The organism is Saccharopolyspora sp. ID03-671, from assembly GCF_045278815.1.
In the GTDB taxonomy this organism is placed as follows: Bacteria; Actinomycetota; Actinomycetes; order Mycobacteriales; family Pseudonocardiaceae; genus Saccharopolyspora; species Saccharopolyspora ipomoeae.
The window spans coordinates 5239282-5262465 of record NZ_CP134054.1; the positions used below are offsets into that span (position 1 = coordinate 5239282).

The following is a 23184-nucleotide window of genomic DNA, read 5'->3' on the forward strand; positions in this document are numbered from 1 at the left end:
GCGGCGTCTCTCGCGGTGACCTGCCCTTGCGGCTAACTGGTACCCGAGACGCGGTCCGGGCAAACGCCTGGCCCGTCAGCTCGTCCAGAAGTCCCAGAACCGCAGCAGGATCAAGGTCACGATCACGAGGTACCACACTACGACGACGACGCTGTGGAACCGGCTCAGCGCCACGCCGAGCGCGCGCCCGCCGCCGAGGTGGCCTTCCCGCAGGTTGTGCAGGGTCGTGTACCAGAACAGCGGGATGGTGACCGCCCAGACGACCATGCAGTACGGGCACAGCGCGCCGATCTCGTACAGGCTCTGCGCGATCAGCCAGTGGATGAACACCAGGGCCAGCGTGGTCCCGGCCTGCATGCCCAGCCAGAACCAGCGCGGCGGGCGGAACCCGGCCAGCGCCGCCACGCCCGCGGTGATGACCACCGGGAACGCGGCGACGCCGATCAGCGGGTTCGGGAAGCCGAACAGCGCCGCCTGGGAGCTGTCCATCACCGAACCGCAGGAGACGATCGGGTTGAGGCTGCACGAGGGCACGTAGTCCGGGTTCGACAGCTTCTCGATCTTCTCGACCGCCAGCGCGAACGCCGACACGAAGCCGATCACGCCGCCCACGACGTAGAGCCAGGCCAGCCCGCGCGAGACGGCCGAGGGCCGCGCGTCGGCGGTGGGCCCGGCATCGGCGGCGGGCCCAGCGGCGGACGCCGCGGTGCGGGCGGCGGGTTCGAGGTCGTGGGCCGGGGTCACTTCGCCAGCTCCTGGTCCAGCATCTGGCGCAGCGACTTGTCCACGTCGGCGTAGGTCTGGGCGTTGCCCTGGTCGAACTGGCGACCGTTGACGAAGATCGTCGGGGTGCCCGAGACCTGGGCGGTCTTGGCGTCGGCGACGTCCTGGTCGATCTTGGTCTGCACGTTCGGCGAGGCCACGTCCTGCTTGAAGCGGTTCACGTCCAGGCCGATCTGCTGGGCGTACTTCTCGAACTCGGCGTTGGCCTTGGCCTCGTCGCTGCTGACCTCCTGGCCGTTGACCGCCCAGTTGGCGTAGTTGTCGAAGAGGGCGTGGTACATCTCCTTGTACTTGCCCTGCAGCGCTGCGGCCTCGGCGGCGCGCGCGGCCGGCTGCGCCAGCGGGTGCATCTCCAGCGGGTAGTTGCGGGTCACGAAGGTGACCTTGCCCGCGTAGTCCTTCTCGATCTTCGAGGTGATCGCCGAGTAGTAGGCGTGGCAGCTCGGGCACTGGTAGTCGAGGAACTCGACCATCGTGACCCTGCCGTCCGGGGCCTCGGTGAGCACGTGGCTGTCCGGCTTCCGCAGCACCTCCGCCGCGACCGGGGGCTGGGACGCCCCGCTGCCGCCGGAGTCACCACCGCCGCGGTTGAACAGCAGGACGCCGCCGATCACCACCACGGCGACGATCACCACCACCAGCGTCAGGATCACGTTGGTGGAGAGCCCGCTCTTCTGGGTCACGGGATTGTTCTTCTTCGACATCGTGCGCAGTCACCTTCGGCGGTCGTGAGGGGAACCGACCAAAACAGTCTCGCGCATTCACCCGGTCGGGAATTTCTGCGGGGGTCACCTCACAGCACCTTCACAGCCGGTTCTCAGCTTGTCGGTCCGCCGGGGCGGGGTGATGCTGGCCCGCATGACCGACCTGGCCGGGCTGCTCGACGCCGACGCGCGCGCCGCGCTGCGAGCCTGGCCCGGCGGGACCTGGCACGAGCCCGCGCTGGCCACGCTGACCCGGCACGAGTTCTCCGACGAGCACTGGATCTACGAGCGCAAGCTCGACGGCGTGCGGCTGATCGCCGGAGCCGACGGCGGCGAGCCGCAGCTGTGGTCGCGCAACCGCAAGCGCGTGGACGCCTCGTACCCGGAGATCGCCGACGCGCTGGCCGCGCAGGGGGCGCCGAGCTTCGTCGTGGACGGCGAGGTCGTCGCGTTCGAGGGCGAGAGGACCAGCTTCGCGCGGCTGCAGAAGCGGATGCACCTGACCGACCCGGCCGCCGCGCGGCGCACCGGGGTCGCGGTCTTCTACTACGTCTTCGACCTGATCGCCTTCGGCGGCGTGGACCTGACCCGGCTGCCGCTGCGCACCCGCAAGCGGTTGCTGCGCGAGTGCTTCGAGTTCGCCGACCCGCTGCGGTGGAGCGCGCACCGCAACGGCGACGGCGTGGACTTCCTCGCGCAGGCGTGCGCGCGCGGTTGGGAAGGGCTGATCGCCAAGCGGGCCGATCAGCCCTACCGGTCCGGGCGCGGCCGGGACTGGCTGAAGTTCAAGTGCGTCGCCGGTCAGGAGTTCGTCATCGGCGGGTACACCGAACCGCAGGGGTCGCGGACCGGGTTCGGCGCGCTGCTCGTCGGGTACCACGACCGCGAAGGCCTGCGTTACGCGGGCAAGGTCGGTACCGGTTACGACGAGCGCGCGTTGCGGGAGCTGCGCGCGGCGCTGGACGAGCGCTCGCGCGCGGACTCACCGTTCCACGACCCGGTCCGCGAACCCGGTGTCCACTGGGCCGAACCCGAGCTGGTCGCCGAGGTCGGCTTCAGCGAGTGGACCGACGACGGGAAGCTCCGGCATCCCCGATTCTCGGGGCTGCGCAACGACAAACCCGCCGCCGACGTCCGGCGCGAGTCCTAGTCCGGGAGCTTCAGCGCTGGGCCTCGGCGACGATGGGCGTCTGGTTGGCCGCCGGATGGATCTCCGTCGGTTGGTTCGGGGCGTTCGACACAGCCAGCAGGACGGTCAGCACGACCATCGACACCGTTCCGACAACCGACACGATCGTGCGGCTGTTGCTCTGCATGGCGCTGCTCTCCCCGAAAAAGTAGTGCTGGAAGGTGAAGTGAAGGGTTCTCGGGCACGCCCGAGCGGGCGTCCCACACCAGGTGTCGCCGCAGGCAGCGGCAACGTTAACGCCGTTGACACAAATTCCGGATGTGATGTGGAACATCTTGGGGGCGAGGGGGTTTCGGGCGGTTCGCGAAGGATCTGCCATCGCTGAGCGTGAAGGATCAGATACGCTGCGGGGTTGGCCCGGGCTCGGGGAAATCGCCGCCGACGGCCTCGCGGTGCCGCCGGGACCGGTATCGTCGCAGGGTGTGGTAGCCGATCCTGCCGATCTCCCGAACGTGACGCACGCGCTGGCCAAGGCCGGGCTGGACGACGTCCCGGCGCTGACCGAGCGCCTGATGTCGGCGATCTTCACCGACAACCCCGAGTGGACCGACTACCGGCCGGTGCCGCGCGAGGACCTGTGGGAGGGCTGTCGCCAGTACCTGGAGCGGATCCTGCAGATCCTCTCCGGCGAGGTCGACATCTCCGACCGCGACGACGACGTCGCCGCCACCATCGGTCGCCGCCGCGCCGAGCAGGGGGTGCCGCTGGAGGTCATGCTGCGGACGTTCCGGCTCGGCGGGCGCGTGGTGTGGGAGGCATTGGTCGACCAGGCGCACCGCGACGGCGCCGACCCGGACGCGGTGCTGGGCGTGGCGACCTCGATCTGGCGGGTCATCGACGGGCTGTCCTCGACGCTGTCGACGTTCTACCGCAGCACCGAGCTGGAGCGGCTGCGCCGCGACGACCAGCGCCGGCACGCCCTGGTGGAGGACCTGCTGGCCGGTCGCGCTCGCGACGTCGCCTTCGCGCAGCGCACCGCCAAGGAGCTCGACCTGCCCACCGGTGGCGGCTACCTGGTGGTCGTGGCCGAGATGACCGAGGACGGCGCCTTTGCGCTGCGCGGTCATGCCGAGGCCCTGGCGGCGCTGCACTTCCGCTCGGTCTGGCAGGTCCGCGCCGACTCCCTGGTCGGGCTGATCGCGCTCGAACAGCACCCGGCGGAGCTCGCGGTGACCGCGCTGCGCCCGCTGGCCCGGGCCCGCGTCGCGGTGTCGCCGAAGGTGCAGGGGCTGGCCGAGATCGGCCTGGCCCACCAGCTCGCGCTGACCACGCTGGGCACCTCGCCGCAGGGAGCGGCGGAGCTGGTCACGCTGGAGGAGCGGTTCCCGGAGGCGCTGCTGGTGCAGTCGCCGGACCTGGCGCAGCGGCTGCTGGAGACGCAGCTCGGCCCGGTGCTGGCGCTGCCGCTCAAGGAGCGCGACATGCTGCTGGACACCCTCACCGCGTGGCTGGAGGAGAACTGCTCCACGGCCAACGCCGCGGTCCGGCTGCACTGCCACCGCAACACGGTCCTCAACCGGCTGCACCGGATCACGACCCTGATCGGCCAGCCCCTCCACGGCCGCACGGCCTACGTCTCCCTCTCCCTCGCGCTCTCGGCCCTCGGCCTCAAGGACGACACCCGCGACTGAGGCGCGCGAGGGCGCGTGCGGGCGCGCGCGGTGGGGCCGTGCTCGGCAGGGGACGGTTCTTCCTCGAATCACCCGTGATCAATGTCCGAAATGCCGGGACAGTTCTCGCTAAAACCGTCGTCTGGTGACGCCCCGCGCCATTGTGCAGTGGGCATAGTTGGAAAAATTTGGGTTCTTTTCGCAGGTGGGAGGCGTAACCGCTGGTGCTGCGGTTTTGTGCCTGCGGACGTCTCGTTTGTGATCCGGATCGCGGATGCGATGTGTAACTGACGGGCGACGTGTTGTGCCCGTCACGGCGTGGCATGTGCGAAGTGCACAGTCGGTCGTCCTAAAGTCTGGGCGCCTGGGCATAGCGCCGGCGTGGTCGTGCTCACGACACTGCGAGGTGTGGTTGGTCCGCTCTCGCGGGCCTTCGGTAACCGGCGCGTGCGTTCAAAGGAGCACAGCGAAGTGCAGGAGTTCGACCTTCTGGTGGTGGGCGGCGGCCCCGGTGGCTACGTCGCCGCGATCCGGGCCGCGCAGCGCGGCCTCTCGGTGGCCGTGGTGGAGAAGGAGCGGCCGGGAGGGGTGTGCCTGAACTGGGGCTGCATCCCCACCAAGGCCATGCTGCGGTCGGCCGAGGTCTACGAAACCGTGCTCCACGCAGCCGATTTCGGCATCAACGTCGACAACGTCAGCGTCGACTACGACGCGATCACGCGCCGCAAGGCCAGCGTCGTCAAGGGCCTGACCGACGGCGTCGCGGGCCTGCTCAAGGGCAACGGCGTCACCGTCATCAACGGCCACGCCCGCTTCACCGGCCCGACCACCGTGGACGTCTACGCCACCGGTGAGTCCCCGCTGGGCGCCGACGGCCCCCGCTACGCCGCCGAGCCGACCGGCACCGAGCCGATCGAGCAGGTCAAGGCCACCGACGTCATCATCGCCACCGGCTCGGTCCCCGTGCAGCTGCCGCTGCCCGGCGCGGACCTGCCCGGCGTGATCACCTCCGACGGCGCCTTCGGCCTCACCGAGGTCCCCAAGCGCATCGCCATCATCGGCGGCAGCGCCGTCGGTGCCGAGTGGGCCACGCTCTTCGACACCCTCGGCGCCGAGGTCAGCATCATCGAGATGCAGAAGACCCTCGTCCCCGCCGAGGACGCCGAGGTCGGCAAGGCGCTGGGCCGCTCGTTCACCAAGCGCGGCATCAAGGTCCTCACCGAGGCCACCGTCTCCCGCGTCGACCAGGGCTCCGACGGCCTGAAGGTCACCGTCGACGGCGCCAAGCCGCAGCAGATCGACGCCGACTACGTGCTGGTGGGCGTGGGCCGCAAGCCCAACACCGCGAGCCTCGACCTGGACAAGGCCGGTGTCGCCACCACCGAGCGCGGTTTCATCACCGTCGACGACAAGCTGCGCACCAACGTCGAGCACGTCTACGCCATCGGCGACGTGACCGGCAAGGCGCTGCTCGCGCACGTCGCCTCGCACCAGGGCGTCGTCGCCGCCGAGACCGTCGCCGGGCACCACGCCGCGATCGACTACAACGTCATCCCGGCCGCGACCTTCACGCACCCGGAGATCGCGTCGGTCGGCCTCACCGAGCAGCAGGCCAAGGACGCCGGCCACGACGTGGTCGCCGCGAAGTTCCCGTTCGCCGCGCTGGGCCGCGCCCAGAGCTACGGCGACACCGAGGGCTTCATGAAGATCGTCGCCGGGCAGAAGTACGGCGAGGTCCTGGGCGTGCACATCATCGGGCACTCCGCCAGCGACCTGATCACCGAAGGCGCGCTGGCGATGGCCCTGGAGGCCACCCTCGACGAGCTCGCCGAGACCATCCACGCGCACCCGACCCTGGGCGAGGTCGGCATGGAGGCCGCGATGAACGCGCTCGGCCTGCCGGTCCACGTCGCACCGCCGAAGAAGCGCTAGAGGCAAAGAAAAGGGGAACCGCGATGGCACAGACCGCCACCCGCAGCAAGCCGTCCACGCGCACCGGCGCGGCCAAGACGCGGCGCAGCACCTCGGCTCGAGCCGCTGAGCGCGGCCGCTTCTCGGGGGAGTCGCCGGAGCTGCTGCGCGACTACTTCCACGAGATGACCCTGATCCGCCGCTTCGAGGAGCGCGCCGCCCAGGGCTACACGCAGGCCAAGATCGGCGGCTACTGCCACCTCAACCTCGGTGAGGAGGCGACGGTAGTAGGCCTGATGCGCTCGCTGCGCAAGACCGACCTGCTGTTCACCAACTACCGCGAGCACGGCTACGCCATCGCCAAGGGCATCGAGCCCGGCCGCGTCATGGCCGAGCTCTACGGCCGCACCACCGGCACCTCCAAGGGCTGGGGCGGCTCGATGCACATGTTCGACGTCGAGGCCGGTCTGCTCGGCGGTTACGGCATCGTCGGCGGTCAGATCCCGCTGGCCACCGGTGCCGCGCTGGCCATCGACTACCGCTCCGGCGACCAGGTCGTGATGTGCCAGATGGGCGACGGCACCACCAACATCGGCGCGTTCCACGAGGCGCTGAACATCGCGGCGCTGTGGAACCTGCCGGTGGTGTTCGTGGTGATCAACAACCAGCTGGGCATGGGCACCACCGTGGAGAAGTCCTCGGCGGAGTCGGAGCTCTACAAGCGCGCCTCGGCCTACCGGATGCACGGCGAGCGGGTCGACGGCAACGACGTCCTCGCGGTCCGCGACGCCGCGTCGCGGCTGGTCGAGCAGGCCCGCGAGACCGGTCGTCCGGCGCTGCTGGAGCTGGTCAGCGAGCGGCTCAAGGGCCACTCGGTGGTCGACCCGGGCAAGTACCGCAGCGAGGAGTCGATCGAGAAGGCCAAGCAGGCCGACCCGGTCGCCGCCTTCCGCGCGGAGCTGATCCAGGCCGGCATCCTCGACGAGGACTCCGCCGCCGAGATCGAGACCAAGGCGCAGGCCGAGGCGGACGCCGCCGTGGCCTTCGCCGACGACAGCCCGCACCCCGAGGTCGAGACGCTCTTCGACTACACCTACGCCACGCCGGTCGCCAACGACTCGCGGCGGCTTCCCGCGGACCCGCTGTTCGTGACCAACTGATTCACGCCCCTTTGCGGTTTTTGCGACACCCCGCCACACGTATCGCAACTCGGTGACCGGAATTCCTCGACGCCACACGAGGAATTCCGGCCCCGGGCCGCCTTTCCCGCTGTCAGGAGAAATTCCCTTGGCACTCATGACCTATCGCCAAGCGCTGCACGACACCCTCCAGGAGGAGATGCGGCGTGACGAGGACGTGTTCCTCATCGGCGAGGAGATCGGAGTCTTCGAAGGCTCCTACAAGATCACCGCCGGCCTCCTGGAGGAGTTCGGCGAGAAGCGCGTGCGCGACACCCCGATCGCCGAAGAGGGCTTCGTCGGCGCGGCCGTAGGCGCCGCGATGCTGGGCCTGCGCCCGGTCGTCGAGCTGATGACGATCAACTTCTCGCTCGTCGCCCTGGACCAGATCGTCAACCACGCCGCCAAGATCTACGGCATGTTCGGCGGTCAGACCAGCGTGCCGATGGTGCTGCGCACCCCCGGCGGTGGCGGTCAGCAGCTGGGCGCCACTCACTCGCAGAACATCGAGCTGTACTACGCGTTCGTGCCTGGCCTGAAGGTCGTCGCGCCGAGCACGCCCGCCGACGCCAAGGCGCTGCTGCTGGCCTCGATCCGCGACAACGACCCGGTGCTGTTCCTGGAGAACCTCTCCCTCTACAACACCAAGGGCGAGGTGCCGGACGTCGTGGAGCCGGCCGAGATCGGCAAGGCGAAGGTGACCCGCGAGGGCACCGACATCACCATCATCGGCTACTCGCGGATGGCGATGGTCGCCCAGCAGGTCGCCGAGAAGCTGCACGACGAGCAGGGCATCAACGCCGAGGTCATCGACCTGCGCAGCCTGCGCCCGCTGGACCGCGACACCGTCGTGGAGTCGGTGCGCAAGACCGGCTGCGCCGTCGTCGCCGAGGACGACTGGCTGACCTACGGCATCGGTGCGGAGATCGCCGCCTCGATCTCCGACGGTGCCTTCGACTACCTCGACGCCCCGGTGCGGCGGGTCGCGGCGGCCGAGGTGCCGCTGCCCTACGCCAAGCCGCTGGAGCGTGCCGCATTGCCGTCCGCGGAGTCGCTGACCACCGCTGTTCACCAGACCCTGGACGCGGTGGGTCGCCGCCGCTGAGTCCCGTGCTCACCCGAGGAAGACGATGACTGACATTCAGATGCCGAGGCTCTCCGACACCATGGAGGAGGGCGTGATCGCGAACTGGCACAAGCAGGTCGGTGACAAGGTCGCGCGCGGCGAAGTGGTGGCCGAGATCGAGACCGACAAGGCCCTCATGGAGCTGGAGGCCTACGACGACGGGGTCCTGGAGAAGATCCTGGTCGAGGCCGGCACGACGGTCGCGATCGGCACGCCGATCGCGGTCCTCGGCGACGGCTCCGGCGCCGCCGCCGAGGCCGCTCCGGCCGCCCCGGCTCCCGCCGCTGCCGAGCCCGCGCCCGCGGAGGCTGCCGCCCCGGCCCCGGCCCCGGCCCCGGCCCCGGCCCCGGCCCCGGCTGCCGCCTCCGCCCCGGCGGAGCCCGCTGCTCCGGCCGCCCCGGCCGAGTCCGGTTCCAAGCCGAAGGCGTCGCCGCTGGCGAAGGCCGTCGCCAAGGAGAAGGGCGTCGACCTGGGCTCGGTGCAGGGCACCGGTCCCGGCGGGCGGATCATCCGCGCCGACATCGAGGCCGCGGCCTCGGCTGCTCCGGCCGCCGCCGCGCCCGCTGCCGCTCCGGCCGCGCAGGCCGGTGCTCCCGCCGTCGCGAGCGACGACGTCGAGGAGATCCCGCTGTCCAACATCCGGAAGGTGACCGCCAAGCGCCTGACGGAGAGCAAGCAGAACGCCCCGCACTTCTACCTGACCAGCGCGATCGACGTGACCGAGCTGCTGGAGTTCCGGGCGAGCCTCAACGAGCGGCTGCAGGCCGCCGACGGTCCGAAGGTCAGCGTCAACGACCTGATCGTCAAGGCGGTGGCGACCTCGCTGCGCGCCAACCCGTCGGTCAACGTCTCCTTCGCCGGCGACAAGATGCTGCAGCACAAGCGCATCAACCTCGGTGTCGCGGTCGCCATCGACGGCGGTCTGGTGGTGCCGGTGGTCAAGGACGCCGACCGCAAGAGCGTCACGGAGATCGCCACCGAGAGCCGCGAGCTGGCCGGTCGGGCTCGGGAGGGCAAGCTGAAGCTGGACGAGATGTCCGGCGGCACCTTCTCGATCTCCAACCTGGGCATGTTCGGCATCGAGCAGTTCAGCGCGGTCATCAACCCGCCGGAGGCGGCGATCCTGGCGGTCGGCGCCGCGCGCGACGAGGTCCAGGTCCGCGACGGCGAGTTCGTGGCCCGCAAGATCCTGCGGGTGACGCTCTCGGCCGACCACCGCGCGGTCGACGGCGCGGTGGGCGCTGCGTTCCTGCAGCAGTTCACCTCGTTGCTGGAGGACCCGATCCGCATCATCGCCTGATCGCTCCCTCCGCCACCGTGAGCCCGGGAGAACTCCTCCCGGGCTCACGGGTTTTTGTTCGAGCGGGCGTTGTCGACCCCTGGGGGTGGTCGACAACGCCCGCTCTTCGCATTCCGAAAAGGGTTTGCCCCTGAGTGGAATCACTCATCTATTCGCTCGCCGCTAACAATCGATCACGAATTGCCGACACCGCTGATCGGGTTGCGTCATCGATTACCCCGAGCACTTGATTCGGCCGATTCAGTGATCTGTCCGGCGTTTTCAGCCAATCGGTCCTGACGAGCAAGATCCGCTTGGAAGACTCCCGCCCCGGATTCCGGCCCTTCGAGGCCGACGCAACTGGGAGGACAAGGCCGAAAGTGTTGACAACCAGGGGGAAGCGCCTCGCGGCGGTGGTCGCCGCAGCTGCCGCGACGACCGCGTCTTGCGGCCAGATGGCCCCGCAGGCCCAGCAGCCACCGGCGACGGTGACCGTGACCCAACCCGCGCCGCAGGAGAGCGGGACGAGCAGCTCCGAGGAGACCTCGGAGTCCACTTCGGATGATTCCGAGACGGCGACGAGGTCGAAGGAGCCGGAGGCCGAGGACGGCCTGGCCTGCGCCGCCGAGGAGTTGCAGCTGCAGCTGGATCCGAACTACCCGCAGGCCGACGGGTCGCACATGACTCTGAAGGTCACCAACATCGGCGGTCGGCCGTGCCAGATCCGCGGTTACGGCGGACTGCAATTCGTGGACTTCGAGGGCAAGCCCGTCGACACCAAGCTCAACCGCCTGCAGGCGAACCCGCCGACGATCACCATCCAGCAGAGCCAGAGCGCAGGGCTGGATCTGACCTGGGACATCTACCAGTCGCCGTGCGTGGAGCCGGAGACGCTCCAGTTCACGCCGCCCGGCGATGACAAGGCGATCAAGTCGGTGTGGGGACGCGGCGCTGTCTGTCGCGGAGGGCTCGTCGACGCCACCGCGTTCCGCAACGTCTGGGGCGGCTGACCAAGCCGACCTGAATGGTCAAGGGGGAGGAAGAATGGCACAGCCACTCATCTGGTTGCTCGACGTCCTGCGCGGGGCCGGGCTCAACGTGCACGAGACCGAGGGGTGGCGCGACCGCGCCGCCGAGGGACGGCCGCCGGCGCCCATAGGAGTGCTTCAGCACCACACCGCGACGCGCACCTCGCCGCAGAACCCGGTGCCGACGCTCAACATGTGCGTCAACGGCCGCTCCGACCTGGAAGGACCGCTGTGCCAGGCGTTGATCGGGCTGGACGGCTCCATTCACCTGGTCGCCGCAGGCAGGGCGAACCACGCCGGTGAGGCCAAGGCCTCCGGTCCGATGCCCGCTGCAGGGAGCGGGAACGACATCTACATCGGATTCGAGTGGGACTACCAGGGCGTGGAGCAGCACCCGTCCCGCGAGCAGTACGACGCGGCAGTGCGCGCGACCGCTGCCGTGCTCCGCCACCTCCGGGTTCCCGCCGAGCACACCAGGGGGCACAAGGAGACGAGCGTGACCGGCAAGATCGACCCGGGCAACGTCGATCTGAACCAGTTCCGAGCGCACGTGTCGGCAGCGATGAACCATCCTGCCCCGCAGCCGAATCCGCCGGGACCGGCTCCGCAGCCCCAGCCCCCGCAGGGCCAGCCTCCGCAGGGCCGGCCGCAGGGGCCGCCGCCGCTTCCGCCGATCCCGGACAGCCCTCCGGCTCGTGCCGGGAACCCGGGTCCGCCGGATCCGGCGGTGATGCGGATCGTCTACCTGGTCGGCAAGCACATGAAGGTCTCCGACTACGTGATGCTGGCCGCGTTCGAGACGGGCTTGGTCGAGTCCCAGATGTCGAACCTCAACTGGGGGCACAGCACTTCGCTCGGTGTCTTCCAGCAGCGTCCGGAGTGGTGGGGAACGCCGCAGCAGTTGATGGACGTGCGGTACGCGGCGACGAAGTTCTTCGAAGCGGCGCTGAAGAAGGAGCGCGAGAACAACCGGCGCAGCGCGGGAGAGCTCGCGCAGGACGTGCAGGACTCCGCGCACCCGGAGCGCTACGACCAGCGCGAGGCGGAGGCCCGTCGGCTCATCGACGAGACAGCGCGCGGTGTGAGCGCTCCTCCGCCCGGTCCGAATCCGCCGCCTCCGCAGCAGGGTCGACCGCCGGTGCCGCCGCCTGCCCCGACCCCGCCTCCTGCGCCGGAGCCCGTGGTGCCCGCCGTGTTCGGGACCGGGATCCTGCCCGGCCGGGACGGGGCGCTGTCCGCGTTCGCGACGTCGTTGTCCGGGGAGGTCGTCACGGCGTGGCAGGTCGAGCCCGGTGGTGACTGGGTCGGCTGGCTGGGCATCGGTGGCGAGCCCGCCGGTCGTCCGGTGGCGGTGCGCGAACCGTCCGGCGGGATGGCGGTTTTCGTGCGCGACGACAACGGCGAGGTCATCACCTCGTCCTGCCCGAAGCAGGGCGCCAAGTGGGGTCCGTGGATCGGGCTGCGCGGCCGGATCACCGACGACCCGGTGGCGGTGCTGCGGCCGGACGGGGCGATCGCGCTGTACGCGGTCGGTCAGGACGGCACGCTGCACAGCGCCGCGCAGGCCGGTCGCGGCGGGCACTGGACCGACTGGGACGACCACGGCGGCGAGCTGATCGGCCGCCCGGCGGTGGCGCTCGGGCCCAACGGGGCCGTGTCGGTGTTCGCCCGCAACGCCCGGCGCGAGGTCGTGATGTCCGAGCAGGGCACGGCGGGCGCGGGCTGGTCGGACTGGAAGAGCCTGGGCGGCAGCATGGCCGGGGACCCGGTGGTGGTCACCCTCGCCCACGGCGCGACGGTGCTGTTCGCGGTCGGCGACGACGAGCAGCTCTACTGCCTGGAACGGCCCGGCGAGGGCGGGAGCTGGTCGGCCCTGGGCGGCGATTTCACCGGGACCCCGGCCGTCGGCCTGAACCCCAACGGGCGCCTGGAGGTCTTCGTCCGCGACACCTCGGGCGCGGTCCACACCGCCGAGCAGCAGGTGGCGCACGGCGGCTGGACCGCGTGGACCGACCTGGGCGGCGAGCTGGAGGGAGACCCGGTCGCCATCAGCCGACCCGACGGCGCCTGCACGCTGTTCGCGGTCGGCCGCGACGGCGACATGCGCACCGCGCACCAGCCGGAGCCGGACAGCCCCTGGAAGCCGTGGGCGGACCTCGTCGACACCCTCAAGGCCTGACGCGGCCGGGGGATTCGACCGCCGCGTCGAATCCCCCGGGAGCGCCTCAGCTGAGGGCGTCGAGGAGCTTCGGGGTGAGGTGGTCGAGGGCGAAGGGGATGCTCGACACCGTCGCCGAGCCCAGGGCCATCGTGAGGTCGTAGTCGTCGAGGAGGACGAGGGACCCGCGCTTGGCCGCCGGGAGGTTGTTGAGCAGCGGGTCGTTGCGGACCGCTTCGACGTCGTTGGCCTTGGCCGTGGTGACGATGACGACGTCGGCGTCGAGCAGCGAGACCTGCTCCTTGCTGACCTTGACGTTGAACTTGCCGCCGCTGTCCATGCCCTCGATCGCCGGCGACAGCCGCAGGCCCAGCTGCTCCAGCAGCGCCGTGCGGGCGTCCTGCTTGGTGTAGGCGGCGTAGGTGCCCGCGGCGTCGGTGCGGACAACGACGTGCGTCTTGCCCTCGAAAACCGGGTTGGCCCTGCGGGTCTCGTCGATGCGCGCCTGCGTCTGCTCCAGGAGCCTCGCGACCTCGGCCTGCTTGCCGAGGGCCTGGCCGATGGTCTCGGCCTGCACGCGCCAGTTGACTCCGTAGTCGATGGAGTTCGGCGGCTGCGCCACCACCGGGGCGAAGCTCATCAGCCGGTTGTACTGCTCCTGCGTCAGCGCGCTCTGCACCGCCAGGGACACCTCGGGCGCCAGGGCGATGACGCCCTCGACGTCGACCTCGCTGCCGAAGACCTTCGGCCGCTGCCCGCCCAGCATCGGCTCGACCCACGGTCCGACGCCGCTGTCCCACGGCCCCCACCGGGTCAGACCGGCCGGGATGACGCCCAGCGGCAGCAGCACGTCGTGGTCGGTGATGCCCAGGCTGACCACGCGCTGCGGGGCCGCCTGGATGTCGGCCGCGCCGTAGCGGTTGGGGACGCGCACCGGGAACCCGGGGCCGGACGGGGTGGCCCCGCCCGGGCTCGTGGCGCCGCCGCTGCACGCGGCCAGGCCCGCCGCAACGAGGCCGGTCGCGCCCGCCAGGAAGCCCCGACGGCCGATCACGCTGGGGGGAGGAGTCATAGCGGAAGTCCTTCATCGTCCGGTTCCGGGCGGTTCACCCGAAGCTGTAGCCCAAGAGAGGCTAACCTAACTTACCCTCGATCAACTCCTGGTCGATCGGTGAAACCGCTCACCGACCTTCCAGTACGGTGGATCAAGATCGCCGATCACGGGAGTGGACGCAATGAGTTCCTTCGCCGCCGGAATCCGCGCACTGGGCTCCGGTCTGGGCATCATCCTGCGCAGTCCGAGACTGCTGCTGCTCGGTGCCATCCCCGCTCTGATCAGCGCGTTGTTGCTGCTGGGAACCCTGGGGACGCTGATCTACTTCAGCGGTGACCTGACCACCTGGATGACGCCGTTCGCCGACGGCTGGGCCGAGTTCGCCCGCAAGGGGCTGCGGATCCTGCTCGGTGCGGCGCTGGTCGGCGCCGCCGCCGTGCTGGGGTCGATCTCGTTCATCGCGCTCACCCTGCTCATCGGCGGACCGTTCTACGAGCACATCGCGGAGAAGGCCGAGGAGCGGCTGGGGCTGGACACCTCCGACGACGGCGCCGGTTTCGCCCGCCAGCTCGGTCGGGGCGTCCGGGACTCGCTCAAGCTCGTCGCCGTGGCGGTGGTCGGTGCCGTCGTGCTGCTGATCATCGGGTTCATCCCGATCGCGGGCCAGATCGCCGGGGTCGTGCTGGGCGCGCTGTTCGGCGCGTGGTGATCAGCCTGGAGATGGTGGGACTGGTGTTCCAGCGGCGCGGCCTGGCCTTCGGCCGGCGCCACCGCGCGCTGCGCGAGCACAAGGCGATGACGCTCGGCTTCGGGCTGCCCGCCTACCTGCTGTGCCTGGTCCCCGTGCTGCAGCTGCTGGTCATCCCGGCCGCCGTGGTCGGCGGCACGCTGCTGGCGCACCGGGTGCTGGAACCGGTTACCTCGGAGTGATGTGGCCGTTCAACCGGCGGCCTAGAGTCGGGGTGTGATGCAGCCCGTTCAGCCCGACGAGTCCTACCTGCGCGCGGTCGCCGCGGCCACCGAGAAGGCCGTGGCGACGGCCGAACCCCTGCGCTCCGCGCACGCCGGTGCCGACGAGGCGCTGCTGGCCGCGGCCGAGCGGTGGGTCACCGAGCACCGCGACGACCTGCTGGCGCTGAGCCACGACCTGCACGCGCACCCGGAGGAGGCCTACGCCGAGCACCGCTCGGTCGCCCAGGTCGCCGAGCTGCTGCGGGGCTTCGGGCACGACGTGGAGGTCGGCGTCGGCGGGCTGGACACCGCGCTGCGCGCGGGCGTGGGCAGCGGCGGCCCGCACGTGGCGGTGCTGGCCGAGTACGACGCGCTGCCCGGCATCGGGCACGGCTGCGGCCACAACATCATCTGCGCGGCCGGTGTCGGCGGGTTCCTCGCCGCCGCATCAGCGGTCCACAACACCGCCGCTTCAGCGGTCCAGAGCACCGCCGCTTCTGTCCCCGGGCGCACCGGTGGCCGGGTCAGCCTCGTCGGCACCCCGGCCGAGGAGGGCGGGGGCGGTAAGGAACACCTGGCGAGGGCAGGGGTTTTCGACGACGTCGACGCCGTGGTGATGCTGCACCCGTTCTCGCACGACATCGCCGCGCACCCGTTCCTCGGCCGCAGGCAGGTCGAGATCGTCTTCCACGGGGTGGCCGCGCACGCCTCCGCCCAGCCGTTCATGGGCCGCAACGCCCTCGACGCGGTCGTGGCGGCCTACCAGGGCATCGCGGCGATGCGCCAGCACATGCCGTCCACCGACCGCGTGCACGGCGTCATCACCGATGGCGGCAAGCGCCCCAACGTCGTTCCCGACCGGGCCGCAGCGCTGTTCTACGTGCGCTCGGCCGAACCCGGTTCGCTGCAGGACCTCGCGCGGCGGGTGGAGTCGATCGCGCGCGGGGCGGCCGAGATGACCGGCTGCGGCGTGGAGCTCAACTGGGACCACAACCCCGCCTACCTGCCGATCCGGCACAACGACACCCTCGCCGCCCGGTGGGCCGGGCACCAGAGCAGGCGCGGCCGCACCTCGCTGCCGCGCGGCGTCGTCCCCGACTACCTGACCGGCTCGACGGACCTGGGGAACCTCAGCTTCCGGATGCCCGCGATCCACCCGATGATCGGCCTGGGCGACGCGAACCTCTCGCTGCACACCGAAGGTTTCGCCGCCGCAGCGGGTTCCGAGGCCGGAGACGCGGCGGTGATCGACGGCGCCGTCGGCCTCGCGCTGACCACAGTGGACTACCTCGCGGACGGTGACCTCCGCGCCGCCGTCCGTGACGAGTTCGAAGCCGCAGGAGGAGTCCTGGACGTACCGAACTACTTCCGGTGACCGCTAGGGTTGGGCCGCGAAACGGGCCTCTAGTAGTTCGGATCTGGTGTGGACGAATTGGTGCGCAACGCCACCGCGCGGTTGCTCGACTCCGGCAACGTCGCGGCGCTGATCGCCGGGGTGATCGCGCTCGTCCTGGTGCTCCACCGCGGCACCTGGTTACCCCTGCGCAACGTGGTGACCATCGCCCACGAGGGCGGGCACGCCGTCGTGGCGCTGCTCAGCGGCCGCAAGCTCAACGGCATCCGGCTGCACTCCGACACCTCCGGGCTGACCGTCTCCACCGGTCGCGCGCACGGCCCCGGCATGGTGTTCACGCTGGTCGCGGGCTATCCCGCGGTGTCGCTGCTGGGCCTGGCCGGCGCGTGGCTGGTCACCTCCGACCGCGAGAGCTGGATGCTGTGGGGCTGCATCGTCCTACTCGCGCTGATGCTGCTCGCGGTGCGCAACGCCTACGGCGTGCTGTCGGTGGTGGTCACCGGTGGTGCGCTCGGCGCGGTGTCGTGGCTGGCGAGCCCGTCGTGGCAGGCGCTGTGCGCGGCGCTGCTGTGCTGGTTCCTGCTCATCGGCGGGATCCGGCCGATCAGCGAGCTCGGTCGCAAGCGCCGGCGCGGGCGGGCCGGGGACTCCGACGCCGACCAGCTGGCCCGGCTGACCGGCGTGGCCGGGGGAGCGTGGATGTTCCTGTGGTACCTGTTCGGGTTGGCGTCCCTGCTGGTCGGTGGCTTCTGGCTGCTGCTGATGCCTCAGGTGTAGGTGGGCATCGGCACCATTTCTTGCCGCGTGGTCGGTTTTCTAGCAGCATCGCGGCGTGACGATTGCGAATGATCTGGGTGGCAAGTTCCCGCTGGACGCGGGCCTGACGGTCAACCGCGTCGGGTTCGGCGCGATGCAGCTGGCCGGGCCGGGCGTCTTCGGCCCGCCCGCCGACCGCGACCGGGCGCTGGCGGTCCTGCGGCGCGCCGTCGAGCTCGGCATCGACCACATCGACACCAGCGACTTCTACGGGCCGTGGGTCGTCAACGAGCTGATCGCCGAGGCGCTGCACCCCTACGACGCGCACCTGGTGCTGGCCACCAAGATCGGCGCCTACCGCGACGACAAGGCGAACTGGCTGCCGCTGAACCACCCCGACGCGCTGCGCGCGCAGGTCCACGACAACCTGCGCCGCCTCAAGGTCGACGTCCTCGACCTGGTCTACCTGCGCGACATGGGACCGCAGGACGGCATCGCCTTCGCCGACCAGGTGGGCGCGCTGCACGAGCTGAAGGAACAGGGGCTGATCCGCGACATCGGACTGTCCAACGTGGAGCTCGACCACTTCGAGGAGGCCCGGTCGATCACCACGATCGCCTCGGTGCAGAACCTCTACAACGTCGTCAACCGCACCTCGGCGGCGCTGCTGCGCGCCACCACCGAGGCCGAGGTCGCGTTCGTCCCGTTCTTCCCGCTGGGCTCCGGATTCGCCGACAGCCGGGCGCGCGGCGACGACGCGCTCAAGTCCGTCGCCGACAAGCACGGCGCCACCCAGGCCCAGGTGTCGCTGGCCTGGCTGCTGCACCGCGCCTCCAACATCCTGCTCATCCCGGGCACCTCCTCCGTCGAGCACCTGGAGGAGAACACCGCCGCCGCCACCCTGGTCCTCGACGAGGACGACACCGCGACGCTCGACGCCCTGGTCGCCGACGGCGAAACCCTGGAAGAGGCCCACTGAGGTCATCGGGTTGATCGATCCTGATGTGGCCGTCGTGACTCCGCTGTGGTGCGCGCCCGGTATCCTGTGCGGGTGCGCGCCGCCGGGGAGGTGCGCGGACCTATTCGCTTCGCCGGGCTGACGCTGACGGACGGGTGAGATGACCGAGGGTGATCCGGACGGGCTACCTCCGGAAACCGGGTGGCGCGATGATGTCGCGCGCCGCTGGGCCGCAGAGCTGAGCACCACCTCCTACCTCCCCCTCCCGCGCGAGGACGTCGCGAGGTCCCTGGCTGACCTGCTGGACCAGATCGTCGTCGCGCTCGCCGACACCGAGAAGGCCGCCGAGGTCGGGCGCGTCGTGGGCACTCGGCTCGTCGAGATCCGGGCCACCGGCGAGGAAAGCCTGTCGGTGAGCCTGAGAATCCTTCAGGACGCGCTGCTCTCGGACGGCGTGGAGGTCGACGCGCTGCTGTCGGTGCTCACCGAGGTCGCCGCCGGGTACGCAGCCGCGGACCGGGAGAACACCTTCGCCCAGCAGGAGACCCTGAACAAGGCGCTGCTGAGCTCCAAGCTCAAGACCGACCGGGAGCTCAAGGCCAGCGAGGCCCGCTTCAGCGAGGTGTTCACCTCCACCCCGATCGGCGTCGCCATCACCGACCTCCGAGGCCGGTTCGTGCAGGTCAACCCGGCGTTCGAGCGAGTGCTGGGGTATCACGCCGACGACCTGGCGCCAATGTGCATCGACCGGCTCTTCCACCCCGAGGACGCCGAGTACCTGAGCGCCTCCTACCGCGAGCTCGTCGAGGGCGCGAGGGCCACGCGGATCAGCGACCGGAAGCGGCTGGTGCGCGCCGACGGCGAGGCCGCCTGGTGCTTCCTGGGCGTGTCGGTGCTGCACGGCGCCGACGGGAACCCGTGCGGCGTGGTCACGATGGTCGAGGACATCACCGAGCTGCACCTGCTGCAGGACCGCTTCCAGCACCAGGCGCTGCACGACGCGCTCACCGGCCTGCCGAACCGGGGCTTCTTCCACACCCGGCTGGAGGCGGCGCTGGTCAACCTGCCCCGCGACGCGCGGCTGGCGCTGTACCAGCTGGGGCTGGACGGCTTCGAGCTGATCAACGACGGGCTCGGCTACGCCGTCGGCGACCAGCTCATCCGCACCGTCGCGCGCCGGCTGGAGCACCTGGTCGAGGACGAGGAGGCGCTGGTGTCGCGCTACGGCGGCACCGAGTTCGCGCTGCTGGTCTGGGAGCAGCCCGACACCCCGTCGGTGCCGGTGATGACGCAGCTGATCAACGAGATGCTCGCCGAACCCGTCTACGTCGGCGGTCGCGGCATCGCGGCCACCGCCAGCATCGGCGTGGTGCAGCGGACGGTCGGCGAGGCCGACGCGGCGAACATGCTCTGGGCCGCCGACGTCGCGCTGCGGCGCGCCGAGGCGGCGGGCAAGCGGCAGTGGGCGCTGTTCGACCCGGACCTCGCGCCGGAGGAGCGCGAGGAGAGCCAGCTCGCGGCGATCATGCCGGGCGGCCTGGAGATGGGCGAGTTCGACGTCGTCTACCGGCCGTCGATCCGGTTGCCCGACCGCGGTCTCTGCACGATGGAGGCCGAGTTCCGCTGGGACACCGGCGATTTCGGCGTCGTCGAGCACGCCGACTGCACGCGGCTGGCGGAGCGCTCCGGGGTCACGCTGGGGATGCGGGACTGGATGCTGCAGACCGCCTGGCAGCACTTGGGGGAGTGGCACGCCGACGGGCACCGGGTGTCCCTGTCGCTGGCGCTGAGCCCGAACCAGGGGCGTGATCCCGACCTGGCGGCGGTGGTGCACAAGGTCCTCGACGAGTCCGAGCTCGACCCGAGCCTGCTGCGGCTGTGCATGCCGATCGCCGCGATCAGCGAGAACGAGGAAGCTCGGGAGAACCTGCGGCACCTGAGGGCTCGCGGTATCGAGGCGTCGCTGCACGACTTCACCGGATCTCCCGGCGAGCTGCGGTTGCTGCGCGAGCTGCCGGTGGACTCGGTGCGGCTGTCCGAGGAGATCGTCCGCCTGGTGCACGCGGCGGAGTCGCCGGAGACGCCCGAGATCCAGGCCCTGCGCGGCCTGATCCCGCTGATGAGCGGTGTCCGCCTCTGCGTCGACCACGTCGAGACCGAGGAGCAGCTCGCCCTCTGGCAGGACATCGGTTGCGCCGTCGTCGCGGGCCCGCTCTTCGGCTCCCCGATGCTGTCCTTCGACGTCCCGGCCTTCCTGGCCTGAAACGCCGAACGCCCCCGCCGCGGAGCGCGGCGAGGGCGTTCGGGCTGGTGCTAGTTCTCGTAGACGGGCTGGGTCTGCGGGTTGAACTCCTCGTAGCGGACCTTCTTGGCCGAGTCCGTGCGCGGATCGCGCAGGTCGAGGACGTCCAGGCCCTCCTGGATGCCGCTGGAGTAGATGTGGCCGTTGTAGTAGTACGCCGACCACGATCCCGCCAGCTGCAGCTCGTCCGGGTTGAACGCCGAGCGGTCGAAGTGGGCGATCTCCTGCGGCTTGGTGGAGTCGGTGAAGTCGAACACCGAGATCCCGCCCTGGTACCAGGCCTGGACCATGAAGTCCCCGCCCGCGACCGGGATCAGCGATCCGTTGTGCGCCACGCAGTTCTCGGTGTCGGCCTGGTGCCGCGGGATCTTGTAGTAGCTCTTGAACTCCAGCTTCGAGTCCGCGCCCGAGCCGGCGATGTCGTAGATGCCGTTGGCGCCGCGCACCGGGCCGGTGGCCTCGTTGCAGGTCGCCGCGCCACCGCCGCCGAGCTCGTCGGTGAAGATGACCTTGGTGCCCTCGTTGTTGAAGGTGGCGCTGTGCCAGAACGCGAAGTTGGTGTCGTCGCGGACCTGGTTGATCACGCGCGGCTTCTCGCGGTCGGAGATGTCGAACAGCACGCCGTCACCCATGCACGCGCCCGCCGCGAGGTCCTTGGCGGGGAACGCGGTGATGTCGTGGCAGCCGGTGGTCTCGCTGATGCCGTCCGGGGCACCGGGGTTGCCGCCGTCCGGGAACAGCACCGGGGTGTCGACCAGCTGCGGCGAGGCCGGGTCGGCCAGCGGCACCTTGATGATGGAGATCTTGTCGTGCGGCGGCTGGCAGTTCGGGAACTCCGCCTTCGGGCCGTAGGAAGAGACGTAGAGGTAGACGTTCTCGCCCGTCTTGTCCGGCACGAGGGTGTGGGTGTGCGAACCGCAGTCGGTCGCGATCGCCGAGACGTAGCGCGGTTTGGCGGGGTCGCTGATGTCGAAGACCTTCATGCCCTCCCACCCGTTGGGGTCGGCGGCGTCGGTCTCCTCGCTGGTGCAGGTGTTGTTGCTGCGCGGGTAGTCGGTCGAGACGAACAGCAGGTCGCCCGACACCGACATGTCGCCCTGGCCGCCCGGGCACTGGACCTGGGTGATGATGCGGGGCTTCTTCGGGTTGGCGATGTCGTAGACGACGAAGCCGTCGTAGTTGCCGACGTAGGCGATGTTCTGCTTGAACGCGATGTCCGTGCCGTAGGCCTCCAGGGTGTTGAACGGGGCCTGCTTGGGCAGGTTCGCGACGTGGTCGACGTTCTCGCTCTTGTCGATCTCGGAGTTCGGTGCCGCGACCTGCTGCGCGGAGTACTGCTCGGGGCCGTCGCTCGGCGGGGTCGCGGCGGTCGCGGGCGCGAGCGACAGGCTCAGCGCCAGCACCCCGATCGCGGCTCCCAGCACGCGTTTCCGGCCGGTCGAGTGAGTGAACAAAGCCGATCCACCCCCTGGTTCGGATGTCGTGGCCGCTTCCGGGGCAGCCGCCGACAGCGGTTTCGGTCGACCGCGTTCACCCAGTATCGTGTTGCCGGATTACGGCTGGAATAGGCTTTTTCGGCGGTTTTTTCACGGTTTTCCCAGAGGGGGCGGAAATGGCGCGGACGTCGGTGCTGGGAATGCTGCTGGTCGCGGGCGTGGTGGCGGGGTGCTCGGGGGAGCCCGAGGCCCCGGCCGGGCCGCCGGTCGTGCTGCCGGGCGCGCCGGGGGACGAGCCGCAGGTGGTGGCCGGTGCCGAACCGGATCGGGGCGGGGCGAGCCAGGTCGAGGTCGACTACCTGCGGAACATGATCGCCCACCACGAGCAGGCCGTGGAGATGACGGCGCTGACGCCCGAGCGCGCGCAGAACGCGAAGCTGCGCTCCCTGTCGGATCGCATCGGCGGCGCGCAGGCGCCGGAGATCGGGATGATGCGGGGCTGGCTGAGCAGTCGCGGTGCCGAGCACTCCGGGCACGCGGGGCACTCCGGGCACGCGACGATGCCGGGCATGGCCACGCCCGAGCAGCTCGCCCAGCTCGCGGCGTCGCGCGGCGCCGACTACGACCGGCTGTTCCTGCAGCTGATGATCGCCCACCACGAGGGGGCGCTGACGATGGCGACGCAGCTGCTCACCACCGGCCGCGACGAGCAGGTCCACGAGATGGCCCAGGACGCCCTGGTCACCCAGCAGGACGAGATCGCGACGATGCGAGCCCTGCAGCGCGAGGTCGGCTGAGCGCTGCTCGGTGGTCGCGCTGCCGGAGCCTGGATTCCCGCTCCTTGAGCACGCGGCGTCCCGGCGGTGCGCTCGCCGCGAAGGCGCTGAGGCGCAGCGGTGCGGGTTGCCGGCGCGGTGGGAGGGGGATGCTTCTCCGCCGCACGCCCCGACGGCCCTAGACCTTCAGCGCGGCCTGCACGATCGCGAGCGCTTCGTTCTTGGGGATGCCCAGCGCGTGGGTGATCTGCGCGTAGGTCGCCGCGGCCTCGGCGGCCCGCGCGGCGGCCTGATCACCCGCATCGCTGACGAAAGTACCTGCTCGGCCGCGTGTTTCGATCAGCCCGGCCTGTTCGAGCTCCCGGTACGCCTTGGCCGCGGTGTTCGCCGCGATCCCCAGCTCAGCGGCCAGCGCCCGCACGGTGGGCAGCTTCTCGCCGACCGCCAGATCACCGGCGTTGATCTGCTCGGCCACGCTCGACCGCACCTGCTCGAAGGGAGGTACCTCGGAGTCCGGATCAACACTGATCCGCATGCGCTCACCGTCCCAACTCACCCGACACGACGTCCTGTCCCACCCAGTATCGGCCCGTCCTCATCCGCACCTCCCCAGGGGGCCCGAGGGGAACCC

General features: G+C 70.5%; 21 protein-coding genes. 15 read left to right on the forward strand and 6 right to left on the reverse strand.

The genetic code is table 11. The features are described 5' to 3' along the window. Window positions 1-75: 75 nt before the first annotated feature. Window positions 76-630, reverse strand: a complete 555-nt coding sequence (locus REH65_RS24310) for a vitamin K epoxide reductase family protein (RefSeq protein ID WP_406693231.1) — start codon at window positions 628-630, stop codon at window positions 76-78. Between the two features lie 110 nt (window positions 631-740). Further along, entirely contained in the window at window positions 741-1487 is a 747-nt protein-coding gene (locus tag REH65_RS24315; RefSeq protein ID WP_281459006.1) for a thioredoxin domain-containing protein, read from the reverse strand. Between the two features lie 154 nt (window positions 1488-1641). On the opposite strand from REH65_RS24315, the gene ligD reads away from it, so the two are divergent. Beyond that, entirely contained in the window at window positions 1642-2637 is a 996-nt protein-coding gene (ligD, locus tag REH65_RS24320) for a non-homologous end-joining DNA ligase (RefSeq protein ID WP_281459034.1), read from the forward strand. Between the two features lie 10 nt (window positions 2638-2647). Here ligD and REH65_RS24325 read toward each other — a convergent pair whose 3' ends face one another. Next, on the reverse strand, window positions 2648-2803 hold the full coding sequence (locus tag REH65_RS24325) for a hypothetical protein (protein WP_281459005.1): 156 nt from the start codon (window positions 2801-2803) through the stop codon (window positions 2648-2650). A 295-nt stretch (window positions 2804-3098) separates the two neighbouring features. On the opposite strand from REH65_RS24325, the gene REH65_RS24330 reads away from it, so the two are divergent. From REH65_RS24330 to REH65_RS24360, 7 genes are all read left to right on the forward strand, one after another. Continuing rightward, window positions 3099-4307 (forward strand): helix-turn-helix domain-containing protein, encoded by a 1209-nt coding sequence (locus REH65_RS24330; RefSeq protein WP_281459004.1) that lies wholly within the window; start codon window positions 3099-3101, stop codon window positions 4305-4307. Window positions 4308-4757: 450 nt separating this feature from the next. Then, on the forward strand, window positions 4758-6218 hold the full coding sequence (lpdA, locus tag REH65_RS24335) for a dihydrolipoyl dehydrogenase (RefSeq protein ID WP_406689216.1): 1461 nt from the start codon (window positions 4758-4760) through the stop codon (window positions 6216-6218). Window positions 6219-6241: 23 nt separating this feature from the next. Then, window positions 6242-7357: a pyruvate dehydrogenase (acetyl-transferring) E1 component subunit alpha gene (pdhA, locus tag REH65_RS24340; protein WP_281459002.1), complete on the forward strand. Its 1116-nt coding sequence runs from the start codon at window positions 6242-6244 to the stop codon at window positions 7355-7357. A gap of 136 nt (window positions 7358-7493) precedes the next feature. Next, a complete protein-coding gene (locus REH65_RS24345; protein WP_342742577.1) occupies window positions 7494-8480 on the forward strand; it encodes an alpha-ketoacid dehydrogenase subunit beta in 987 nt (328 codons plus the stop codon). Between the two features lie 25 nt (window positions 8481-8505). Further along, window positions 8506-9801: a pyruvate dehydrogenase complex dihydrolipoamide acetyltransferase gene (locus REH65_RS24350; protein WP_406689217.1), complete on the forward strand. Its 1296-nt coding sequence runs from the start codon at window positions 8506-8508 to the stop codon at window positions 9799-9801. A gap of 359 nt (window positions 9802-10160) precedes the next feature. Then, entirely contained in the window at window positions 10161-10790 is a 630-nt protein-coding gene (locus tag REH65_RS24355; RefSeq protein WP_406689218.1) for a DUF4232 domain-containing protein, read from the forward strand. Window positions 10791-10824: 34 nt separating this feature from the next. Further along, a complete protein-coding gene (locus tag REH65_RS24360; RefSeq protein ID WP_406689219.1) occupies window positions 10825-12987 on the forward strand; it encodes an N-acetylmuramoyl-L-alanine amidase in 2163 nt (720 codons plus the stop codon). 46 nt (window positions 12988-13033) lie between these two features. On the opposite strand, the gene REH65_RS24365 is transcribed toward REH65_RS24360, so the two are convergent. Next, complete coding sequence (locus tag REH65_RS24365; RefSeq protein WP_406689220.1) at window positions 13034-14038, reverse strand: iron-siderophore ABC transporter substrate-binding protein; 1005 nt, start codon at window positions 14036-14038, stop codon at window positions 13034-13036. A 163-nt stretch (window positions 14039-14201) separates the two neighbouring features. Between REH65_RS24365 and REH65_RS24370 the strand changes: the two genes are divergently transcribed. The 6 genes from REH65_RS24370 (at window position 14202) to REH65_RS24395 (ending at window position 20302) form a co-directional block, all read left to right on the forward strand. Then, window positions 14202-14729: an EI24 domain-containing protein gene (locus tag REH65_RS24370; protein ID WP_406689221.1), complete on the forward strand. Its 528-nt coding sequence runs from the start codon at window positions 14202-14204 to the stop codon at window positions 14727-14729. After that, a complete protein-coding gene (locus tag REH65_RS24375) occupies window positions 14723-14950 on the forward strand; it encodes an EI24 domain-containing protein (RefSeq protein ID WP_406689222.1) in 228 nt (75 codons plus the stop codon). Before REH65_RS24370 ends, REH65_RS24375 begins: the two co-directional genes overlap by 7 nt. 37 nt (window positions 14951-14987) lie before the next feature. Continuing rightward, window positions 14988-16346, forward strand: coding sequence for a M20 family metallopeptidase (locus REH65_RS24380; protein WP_406693232.1), 1359 nt, complete (start codon window positions 14988-14990; stop codon window positions 16344-16346). 48 nt (window positions 16347-16394) lie between these two features. Next, complete coding sequence (locus REH65_RS24385; RefSeq protein ID WP_281459120.1) at window positions 16395-17102, forward strand: M50 family metallopeptidase; 708 nt, start codon at window positions 16395-16397, stop codon at window positions 17100-17102. A gap of 55 nt (window positions 17103-17157) precedes the next feature. Then, window positions 17158-18060 carry an oxidoreductase gene (locus REH65_RS24390; protein WP_406689223.1) on the forward strand — a complete coding sequence of 301 codons (903 nt, stop codon included), beginning with the start codon at window positions 17158-17160 and terminating at the stop codon, window positions 18058-18060. Window positions 18061-18199: 139 nt separating this feature from the next. Further along, entirely contained in the window at window positions 18200-20302 is a 2103-nt protein-coding gene (locus REH65_RS24395) for a putative bifunctional diguanylate cyclase/phosphodiesterase (protein WP_406689224.1), read from the forward strand. Window positions 20303-20352: 50 nt separating this feature from the next. Here REH65_RS24395 and REH65_RS24400 read toward each other — a convergent pair whose 3' ends face one another. Further along, window positions 20353-21795 (reverse strand): LVIVD repeat-containing protein, encoded by a 1443-nt coding sequence (locus tag REH65_RS24400; protein WP_406689225.1) that lies wholly within the window; start codon window positions 21793-21795, stop codon window positions 20353-20355. 158 nt (window positions 21796-21953) lie between these two features. Here REH65_RS24400 and REH65_RS24405 point away from each other — a divergent pair, with 158 nt between their 5' ends. Continuing rightward, entirely contained in the window at window positions 21954-22574 is a 621-nt protein-coding gene (locus REH65_RS24405) for a DUF305 domain-containing protein (protein WP_406689226.1), read from the forward strand. Between the two features lie 157 nt (window positions 22575-22731). On the opposite strand, the gene REH65_RS24410 is transcribed toward REH65_RS24405, so the two are convergent. Beyond that, window positions 22732-23088 (reverse strand): GntR family transcriptional regulator, encoded by a 357-nt coding sequence (locus REH65_RS24410; protein WP_281459125.1) that lies wholly within the window; start codon window positions 23086-23088, stop codon window positions 22732-22734. Between the last annotated feature and the right edge of the window lie 96 nt (window positions 23089-23184).

What these genes read in the sequence shown, in the direction of transcription:
- REH65_RS24350 (WP_406689217.1), top strand. Translation starts at nt 8,506, where the DNA reads ATGACTGACATTCAGATGCCGAGGCTCTCCGACACCATGGAGGAGGGC.
- REH65_RS24370 (WP_406689221.1), top strand. Translation starts at nt 14,202, where the DNA reads ATGAGTTCCTTCGCCGCCGGAATCCGCGCACTGGGCTCCGGTCTGGGC.
- REH65_RS24410 (WP_281459125.1), bottom strand. Translation starts at nt 23,088, where the DNA reads ATGCGGATCAGTGTTGATCCGGACTCCGAGGTACCTCCCTTCGAGCAG.
- REH65_RS24315 (WP_281459006.1), bottom strand. Translation starts at nt 1,487, where the DNA reads ATGTCGAAGAAGAACAATCCCGTGACCCAGAAGAGCGGGCTCTCCACC.
- ligD (WP_281459034.1), top strand. Translation starts at nt 1,642, where the DNA reads ATGACCGACCTGGCCGGGCTGCTCGACGCCGACGCGCGCGCCGCGCTG.
- REH65_RS24365 (WP_406689220.1), bottom strand. Translation starts at nt 14,038, where the DNA reads ATGACTCCTCCCCCCAGCGTGATCGGCCGTCGGGGCTTCCTGGCGGGC.
- REH65_RS24405 (WP_406689226.1), top strand. Translation starts at nt 21,954, where the DNA reads ATGGCGCGGACGTCGGTGCTGGGAATGCTGCTGGTCGCGGGCGTGGTG.
- REH65_RS24360 (WP_406689219.1), top strand. Translation starts at nt 10,825, where the DNA reads ATGGCACAGCCACTCATCTGGTTGCTCGACGTCCTGCGCGGGGCCGGG.
- REH65_RS24380 (WP_406693232.1), top strand. Translation starts at nt 14,988, where the DNA reads ATGCAGCCCGTTCAGCCCGACGAGTCCTACCTGCGCGCGGTCGCCGCG.
- pdhA (WP_281459002.1), top strand. Translation starts at nt 6,242, where the DNA reads ATGGCACAGACCGCCACCCGCAGCAAGCCGTCCACGCGCACCGGCGCG.
- REH65_RS24395 (WP_406689224.1), top strand. Translation starts at nt 18,200, where the DNA reads ATGACCGAGGGTGATCCGGACGGGCTACCTCCGGAAACCGGGTGGCGC.
- REH65_RS24325 (WP_281459005.1), bottom strand. Translation starts at nt 2,803, where the DNA reads ATGCAGAGCAACAGCCGCACGATCGTGTCGGTTGTCGGAACGGTGTCG.
- REH65_RS24345 (WP_342742577.1), top strand. Translation starts at nt 7,494, where the DNA reads ATGACCTATCGCCAAGCGCTGCACGACACCCTCCAGGAGGAGATGCGG.